The sequence below is a fragment of the Streptomyces ipomoeae 91-03 genome, from assembly GCF_000317595.1.
Taxonomy (GTDB): Bacteria; Actinomycetota; Actinomycetes; order Streptomycetales; family Streptomycetaceae; genus Streptomyces; species Streptomyces ipomoeae.
Window position 1 is genome coordinate 1 of the sequence record NZ_AEJC01000480.1, and the last position, 8,178, is coordinate 8,178.

Below are 8,178 nucleotides of genomic sequence, written 5' to 3' on the forward strand. Positions count from 1 at the left end.
GGGGCGCGGTCCGGACGGGGCGGCAGTGCCGGTGAGCCCCCCTCCGGGCCGGATACGAGCGGGGGCAGGGGTCCTGCCGTACCGGCGGCCGACGCGGGCTCACGCGGCGGCGCGGGCACCGGCCCGCCGCTCCTCGCCGACGACGGAGGCACCGATCCGCCGTCCCGCATCGGCGGCAACGCGCCCGAACCCCTGCCCGGGGACGACGAACGGGGGCCTGACGTCGGCGCACGGCCGACAAACCAACGCGAGACCGACCCGTCACCCGCGGACGAACCCGAAGCACCACCCGTGGATGAACGTGAACTCGACGCGCCCCCGGCGCCGTCGCCCGGCGCGGGCTCGCGCGATGGCGGCTGGGGCTCGTCGCGTCGGAGTGACGTCGTCGACGTGTCGTCGGCGGTCGGTGATGGCGACGGGCGCGGGGGCCGGGGTGGGCGCGGGGGGATGGAGGCGCGGCGCGCTTCCGTGCTCATGCACCCCCCGTTTCCTCGTACCCGGGCCGGTCCGGAGCTGGTCCGGGTGGCCGACCGCCCGTGGGGAGCGGTCCTCGTCGCAGGTGGCGGCCCCCCGTCGCCGGCCGGCACACCACGGGCAAACCCATACCCGTGGCAGCGGAGCGGCATCCCCGTGGAGGTCGTCCCTGCGTTCGCGTCACTCTACGGCTTGGCCCCCGTCGAACGGGAACCAGTCGGCCGGACCGTGGCTTTAGCCCGGAACGTCCCCCTACCCTGCGGTAATCATGTCTGGCAGGCTTCGTTCATGACTGCGCGCGCCGCCGACCGGGCCCGCTACGACCGGGCCACCGCTCATCTCGACGCACCTCTCGCGATCGTCGACCTCGACGCCTTCGACGCGAACGCCGACGATCTCGTCCGCAGGGCCGGCGGCAAGCCGATCCGCGTCGCGAGCAAGTCCGTTCGCTGCCGGACGCTGCTGGAGCGGGTCCTGGCCCGGGAGGGCTTCCAGGGCATCATGTCGTTCACCCTCGCCGAGTCGCTGTGGCTGGCGCGCTCCGGGTTCGAGGACATCCTGCTCGCCTATCCGTCGGCCGATCGCGAGGCCTTCGCCGAGCTCGCCGGTGACCCGAAGCTCGCCGCCGCCGTCACCGTCATGGTCGACGACCCCTCCCAGCTCCAGCTGATCGACGACTCCCGGCGCGGCGGCGGTGAAGTGGTGCGGGTCTGCCTGGAGTTGGACACCTCGCTGAAGCTGCTCGGGGGCCGAGTGCGGGTCGGGGCCCGGCGGTCGCCGCTGCACTCGCCCGCCCAGGTCGCCGGGATGGCCCGCGCGGTCGCCGAGCGCCCGGGGTTCAAGCTGGTCGGAATCATGGCGTACGAGGGTCATATCGCCGGTGTCGGGGACTCGGTGGCGGGGCGGCCGTTCCGTTCGCGTGCCGTGCGGCTGATGCAGGCCACGGCGAAGAAGGAGCTGGCCGCGCGGCGGGCCGAAGTGGTGCGTGCCGTACGGGCGGTGGCGCCGGACCTGGAGTTCGTCAACGGCGGCGGTACGGGCAGCGTGCAGCACACGGCGGCCGAGGACGCGGTCACCGAGATCGGCGCCGGTTCGGGCCTGTACGTGCCTCGTCTCTTCGACAACTACACCTCGTTCAGCGGTCGTCCGGCCGCGCTGTTCGCGATGCCCGTCGTACGGCGTCCGGGGGTCGGTGTCGTCACGGTCCTGGGCGGCGGTTACCCGGCCTCCGGTGCCCCCGGACGCGACCGACTGCCCGTGCCGTACCTCCCGGAGGGGCTGAAGTACGACCCTCAGGAGGGCCCCGGTGAGGTGCAGACCCCGCTGCTGGGGGCTCCCGCCGACGATCTGCTCCTCGGCGACAAGGTGTGGTTCCGGCACGCCAAGGCCGGTGAGCTGTGCGAGCGGTTCGACGTGCTGCACCTGGTGGAGGGCGACGAGGTGACGGCGACCGTACCGACGTACCGCGGTGAGGGCCACACGTTCCTGTAGCCCTCACCGGTCACGGGTCGCTACGGGCCGATGCTGCTGCCCACTCCCCCGCTCGTGTCCGCGTCGTCCACCGATCGGATGCCCTTGACGATCTCGTCGATGTCGCTGACCGGCGGGCTGTCGTCGCCCGCGTCCAGGGCGAACCGGACGATGACGGGCGCCTCGGAGCCGCTGCTGGACGGGAAGGCGAGGGACTGGACGTAGCCACCGGGTCCGGCCTCGGTGGTGACGCGCCAGCGGACGAAGTACCCGGCGCGGCCCGCGACGGCGACCGAGCCGGAGTCGACGACCTCGTGCCCGGTGATGCCGTTGTACGGGCGGCGGTCCAGCTTGTCACGGTCGTACGCGTCGTTTGCCGCGTCCTGGATGTCGTTCTCGGCCAGCGTCTTCGGGTCCGTCTCGGCGCTGCCGGTGACGGTCCGGGAGAAGACCCAGCCGTGGCGGCACAGGGCGCCGTCGCCGGGGCAGTCGTAGGTGCCGTCGGTGACCAGGACGGCGTCCTGCCGACCGGATTCCTCGCCGTTGATCCAGCCGTCGGGGATCGGGAACGTGATGCCGTTGAGGTCGTCCGCGACGACGGCCGCGCCGTCGGTGGCGGAGGGGGACGGGGACGGACTGTCGCTTGCGTCGGCGGCGGAGGTCGGGGCTGTCGGCGTGGACGTCGTGGTCTGCGTATTCCGGCCGCCGTCGCCGTCCTTCCCGAGGACGAGGACGCCACCCGTGACGGCCCCGGCGACCAGTACGGCACCGGCTGCCGCGAGGGCGACGACCTTGGTGCGGCCGGGGCCCCTGGGCGCCGGCGGCTGTGCCAGGGGCTGGGGAAGCTGCTCCGGTTGGCGCCGGTGGTCGGTCCACGCGGTCCCGTCCCACCAGCGTTCGGTGAGCGGGTAGGACGGGTCGCGATACCAGCCGGGCGGCGGCGAACTGCTCATCCCGGCACTTTAATCACACCGACTGTGCGGATGCCCGGAGTATCGGGGCCTGCGCCGACGGAGTTCCGGAGCCGGTGCTTCCATGGCTACAGCGGTGTGACGTACGCGCCCGAAATGCCGCCGTCGACAAGGAAGTCGGTGGCGTTGACGAAGGACGAGTCGTCGCTGGCGAGGAAGGCGACCGCGGCGGCGATCTCGGTGGCCTCGGCGAACCGTCCGACGGGGATGTGGACGAGGCGGCGGGCCGCCCGCTCCGGGTCCTTGGCGAACAGTTCCTGCAGGAGGGGGGTGTTGACCGGCCCGGGGCACAGCGCGTTCACGCGGATGCCCTCCCGCGCGAACTGCACGCCCAGCTCACGGGACATGGCGAGGACACCGCCCTTGGAGGCCGTGTACGAGATCTGGGAGGTCGCCGCGCCCATGCGGGCCACGAAGGACGCCGTGTTGATGATGGAGCCCTTGCCCTGACGCCGCATGTAGGGGATCGCGGCCTTGCAGCACAGGTACACGGAGGTGAGGTTGACCTCCTGGACCCGCTTCCAGGCCTCCAGTCCGGTCTCCAGGATGGAGTCGTCGTCGGGCGGTGAGATGCCCGCGTTGTTGAAGGCGATGTCGACGCTGCCGTAGGTGTCGTACGCGGTCTTGAACAGCGCCTCGACCTGCTCGGCGTCGGTGACGTCGACCTTCACGAAGAGCCCGCCGACCTCCTCGGCGACCGCCTTGCCGCGGGCCTCGTCCACGTCGGCGCAGACGACGTGCGCGCCCTCGGAGGCGAGCCGGCGCGCGGTGGCGAGGCCGATGCCGCTGCCGGCGCCGGTGATGACGGCGGTACGGCCGACGAGGCGACGGCACACAATCTGTTCGGTCACTGTGCGGGGCCCTCCGTGCTGATGAAGACGTTCTTGGTTTCGGTGAAGGCGGTGAGCGCGTCCGGGCCGAGTTCACGGCCGATCCCCGACTGCTTGAAGCCGCCGAAGGGGGTCCAGTAGCGGACGCTGGAGTGGGAGTTGACGGACAGGTTGCCCGCGCGGACGGCCTGGGAGACGCGCAGGGCGCGGCCGACGTCCCGGGTCCAGATGGAGCCGGACAGGCCGTACGGGGTGTCGTTGGCGAGCCGGATCGCGTCCGCCTCGTCCTCGAAGGGGATGACCACGGCGACCGGCCCGAAGACCTCCTCGGCGGCCACGCGCGCGTGCGGCTCGACGCCGGTCAGGACGGTCGGCGGGAACCAGAAGCCGGGGCCCTCGGGTGCCTTGCCTCGGATGCCGGGCGCGTCCGGGTCGACGTAACCGCGGACGCGGTCCAGCTGGACCCGGGAGATCAGCGGACCCATCTGGGTGGCCTCGTCGGCCGGGTCGCCGACGCGGACCGACTCGATGCCGGGGGCGAGGAGCTCGAGGAAGCGGTCGTGGACGGAAGCCTGGACGAGGATGCGGGTGCGGGCGCAGCAGTCCTGGCCGGAGTTGTCGAGGAACGACATGGGGGCGGCTGCCGCGGCGGCTTCGAGGTCGGAGTCGGCGAAGACGATGTTGGGGCTCTTGCCGCCGAGTTCGAGGGTGACCCGCTTGAGCAGCGCCGAGCCCTTGGCCAGCACCTGCTTGCCCACGGCCGTGGACCCGGTGAAGACGATCTTCGCGACGCCGGGGTGTTCGACGAGGGCGTTGCCGGTGACGGGGCCGTGACCGGGCAGCACCTGGAACAGGCCCTCGGGGAGCCCGGCCTCCCTCGCCAGTTCGGCGAGGCGGAGGGCGGTGAGCGGGGTGGTCTCGGCGGGCTTGAGGATCACCGCGTTGCCTGCCGCGAGCGCGGGGGCGACACCCCAGGCCGCGATGGGCATCGGGAAGTTCCAGGGGGCGATCACGCCGACGACGCCGAGCGGTTCGAGGATGGTGACGTCGAGGCCGCCGGGGACGGGGATCTGGCGTCCGGTGAGGCGTTCCACACCCCCGGCCGCGTAGTCGAGCAGATCGCGGACGTTGCCGGCCTCCCAGCGGGCGTTGCCGATGGTGTGCCCGGCCTCGCGGACCTCCAACCGCGCCAGCTCCTCGAGGTGTTCGTCCACGGCGACGGCGAAGCGGCGCAGCAGCCGGGCGCGTTCGGCGGGGGCCAGGGCGGCCCAGGCGCGCTGGGCCTTCGTCGCGAGGAGGACGGCCGCGTCGACGCCCGCCGGGCCGACGGCCGGGACGGTGGCGACGACCTCCTCGGTCGCGGGGTTGAGTACCTGGAGCTCGTGCTCGTACGACAAGGAAGGACCTCTCACAGGCGTTCGAAGGAGCGGCGCAGCTCCCAGTCGGTCACGGCGGCGTCGAAGGCGGCCAGTTCGACACGGGCCATGTTGAGGTAGTGCGCGACCACTTCGTCCCCGAAGGCGGCCTTGGCGATGGGGCTGTTCTCCCACAGCTCGGCGGCCTCGCGCAGGGTGGTCGGCACATGCGCGTACTCGGCGGTGTACGCGTTGCCCTCGCAGACCTCCGGCAGCTCCAGCTTCTGCTCGATGCCGTACAGCCCGGCCGCGACGAGCCCGGCGACGGCGAGGTGCGGGTTGACGTCACCGCCGGGGAGCCGGTTCTCGAAGCGCATGGAGCGGCCGTGGCCCACGACCCGCAGGGCGCAGGTCCGGTTGTCGTACCCCCAGGCGACGGCGGTCGGCGCGAAGGAGCCCGGCTGGAACCTCTTGTACGAGTTGATGTTGGGCGCGTAGAGCAGCGAGAAGTCACGGAGGGCGGCGAGCTGCCCGGCGAGGAAGTGCCGCATGACCTGGGACATTCCATGGCCGTCGGCCATGACGTTGGTGCCGTCGGCGTCCGCGAGGGAGAGGTGGATGTGGCAGGAGTTGCCCTCGCGCTCGTTGTACTTGGCCATGAAGGTGAGCGAGACGCCCTCCTGGGCGGCGATCTCCTTGGCTCCGGTCTTGTAGATCGCGTGCTGGTCGCAGGTGACCAGGGCCTCGTCGTACTTGAAGGCGATCTCGTGCTGGCCGGGGTTGCACTCGCCCTTGGCGGACTCGACGGTCAGTCCGGCGCCCGCCATCTCGTTGCGGATCCGGCGCAGCAGGGGCTCGATACGGCCCGTCCCGAGGACGGAGTAGTCGATGTTGTACTGGTTCGCCGGTGTCAGGCCCTTGTAACCGGCGTCCCAGGCCTGCTCGTAGGTGTCCTTGAAGACGATGAACTCCAGCTCCGTGCCGACGTTGGCCGTGTAGCCCAGCTCGGCGAGACGCTCCAGCTGGCGGCGCAGGATCTGGCGGGGCGCGGCGACGACGGGTGAGCCGTCGTGCCAGGCGAGGTCGGCGATCAGCATGGCCGTGCCCGCGTTCCAGGGCACGCGGCGCAGGGTGTTCAGGTCCGGGTGCATGGCGAAGTCGCCGTAGCCCCGTTCCCAGGAGGACATCTCGTATCCGTCGACGGTGTTCATCTCGGTGTCGACGGCGAGCAGGTAGTTGCAGCCCTCGGTGCCGTGGGAGAGCACCTCGTCGAGGAAGAAACGCGCGGCGAACCGCTTGCCCTGGAGCCGCCCTTGCATATCGGGGAAGGCCAGTACGACAGTGTCGATCTCACCGCCCGCGACGAGGGCGTGCAGCTCCTCGACGGCGAGCGGGGCTGTGCGGTCTGCCACGGGGAGGCCTCCTTGGGCTTGCTGCGGCTGCCGTGCCGCTGCTCGTACGGCGCGCTTCTTCAGCCGGACCGGGAGACATAAGGTATTGCCGAGAACCATTGCTTGGGAAGGGGGCACGGCCATATGTCGGTGGAACCGGACGGCGGCCCGCAGGACCGGCTGACCCCGGTGCTGCGGCCGGTGCGGGCGGGCAACGGCTTCGAGGAGGCCCTGGAACAGATCCTCCAGGTCGTACGGCTCGGACTGGTGCCCGGCGGCGGACGGCTGCCCGCGGAGCGCGAGCTGGCCGAGCGGCTGGGGATCAGCCGGGTGACCCTGCGCGAGGTGCTGAAGGTCCTGCAGGACCAGGGGCTGGTGGAGTCGCGGCGCGGGCGGTACGGCGGAACGTTCGTGCTGCCGCGCACGGACGTGGGTGGCGAGGACGAGCTGCGGCGCCGTGGCTCCGAGGTCGACATCGAGGACGTACTGCGCTTCCGGGAGGTGCTGGAGGTCGGCGCGGCCGGGCTGTGCGCGGCGCACGGGCTCACCGACGAGCAGGCGGGACGGCTGCGCGAGGCGCTGGCCCGTACGCATGACGCGCCGCTCGCCGAGTACCGCCGCCTCGACACCCTCCTTCACCTCACCCTCGCCGAGCTGTGCGGCTCCCCCAGCCTGACCGCCCAGTACGCCGCCGTACGCGCCTCCGTCAACGACCTCCTCGACTGCATCCCCCTCCTCGTACGCAACCTGGAGCACTCCCAGCGCCAGCACGTCGCCCTGGTCGAGGCCATCCTCGACGGCGACGCGGACGGGGCCCGCGAGATCATGCGGGAGCACTGCGCGGGGACGGCGGCGCTGTTGCGGGGGTTCTTGGCATAGCGGGCGCGGGAGTGTGGTCTTGCAAGCGCCCGGCGTCCAAAGGTATGAACGTTTTCCATTGGTGAACCGGGTGGTGTGCGGGCCCGGGTCCCGTCGAGCGCGAGGGAGAGTCGCGTGGCCAGGCCGCTGATCGGTGTCAGTACGTATCTGGAGTCCGGTGCGCGCTGGGGGGTGTGGGAGCTGGATGCGGCGCTGCTGCCGGTCGGCTACCCACGGCTGGTGCAGGCGGCGGGCGGGCTGGCCGCGATGCTGCCGCCGGACGACCCGTCGTACGCCGCCGAGACCGTCGCCCGGCTCGACGGGCTGGTGATCGCGGGCGGGCCCGACGTCGACCCGGCCCGCTACGGCGCCGAGCGCTCTCCGCGTACGGGGCCGCCGGCGCCGGCGCGGGACGCCTGGGAGCTGGCCCTGATCGGCGCGGCGCTCGCCTCCGGCACACCGCTGCTGGGCATCTGCCGGGGCATGCAACTCCTGAACGTCGCCCTCGGCGGCACGCTGGTCCAGCACATCGACGACCACGTCACCGAGGTGGGCGTCTTCGGCCACCATCCGGTCAAGCCCGTCCCCGGCACGCGCTACGCGGAGATCGTCCCCGAGGAGACGGCCGTGCCGACCTATCACCACCAGGCGGTGGACCGCCTGGGCGACGGTCTGCTCGCCTCTGCCCACGCCACCGACGACGGCACCGTGGAGGCCGTCGAGCTCCCCGGCTCCGCCTGGGTGCTGGGGGTTCAGTGGCATCCGGAGATGGGCGAGGACGAACGAGTGATGCGGGCCCTCACGGAAGCCGCGTCCTGAACCCCAGGGG

At 72.0% G+C, this 8,178-nt stretch carries 7 protein-coding genes; 3 read left to right on the forward strand and 4 right to left on the reverse strand.

What is annotated here, in order from left to right:
- The first annotated feature begins 762 nt into the window (after positions 1-762).
- Positions 763-1,965, forward strand: coding sequence for an amino acid deaminase/aldolase (locus STRIP9103_RS31350; protein ID WP_048821324.1), 1,203 nt, complete (start codon positions 763-765; stop codon positions 1,963-1,965).
- Positions 1,966-1,985: 20 nt separating this feature from the next.
- Here STRIP9103_RS31350 and STRIP9103_RS31355 read toward each other — a convergent pair whose 3' ends face one another.
- The 4 genes from STRIP9103_RS31355 to STRIP9103_RS31370 form a co-directional block, all read right to left on the reverse strand.
- Positions 1,986-2,897: a DUF2510 domain-containing protein gene (locus tag STRIP9103_RS31355; protein ID WP_009327177.1), complete on the reverse strand. Its 912-nt coding sequence runs from the start codon at positions 2,895-2,897 to the stop codon at positions 1,986-1,988.
- A gap of 86 nt (positions 2,898-2,983) precedes the next feature.
- A complete protein-coding gene (locus tag STRIP9103_RS31360; RefSeq protein WP_009327178.1) occupies positions 2,984-3,766 on the reverse strand; it encodes a 3-oxoacyl-ACP reductase in 783 nt (260 codons plus the stop codon).
- Positions 3,763-5,142, reverse strand: a complete 1,380-nt coding sequence (locus STRIP9103_RS31365) for an aldehyde dehydrogenase family protein (protein ID WP_009327172.1) — start codon at positions 5,140-5,142, stop codon at positions 3,763-3,765. Before STRIP9103_RS31365 ends, STRIP9103_RS31360 begins: the two co-directional genes overlap by 4 nt.
- An 11-nt stretch (positions 5,143-5,153) precedes the next feature.
- Complete coding sequence (locus tag STRIP9103_RS31370) at positions 5,154-6,512, reverse strand: glutamine synthetase family protein (RefSeq protein WP_009327175.1); 1,359 nt, start codon at positions 6,510-6,512, stop codon at positions 5,154-5,156.
- Between the two features lie 123 nt (positions 6,513-6,635).
- Here STRIP9103_RS31370 and STRIP9103_RS31375 point away from each other — a divergent pair, with 123 nt between their 5' ends.
- Positions 6,636-7,370 carry a FadR/GntR family transcriptional regulator gene (locus STRIP9103_RS31375; protein WP_009327174.1) on the forward strand — a complete coding sequence of 245 codons (735 nt, stop codon included), beginning with the start codon at positions 6,636-6,638 and terminating at the stop codon, positions 7,368-7,370.
- A gap of 114 nt (positions 7,371-7,484) precedes the next feature.
- Positions 7,485-8,168, forward strand: coding sequence for a gamma-glutamyl-gamma-aminobutyrate hydrolase family protein (locus STRIP9103_RS31380; protein ID WP_009327180.1), 684 nt, complete (start codon positions 7,485-7,487; stop codon positions 8,166-8,168).
- The last annotated feature ends 10 nt before the right edge of the window (positions 8,169-8,178 follow it).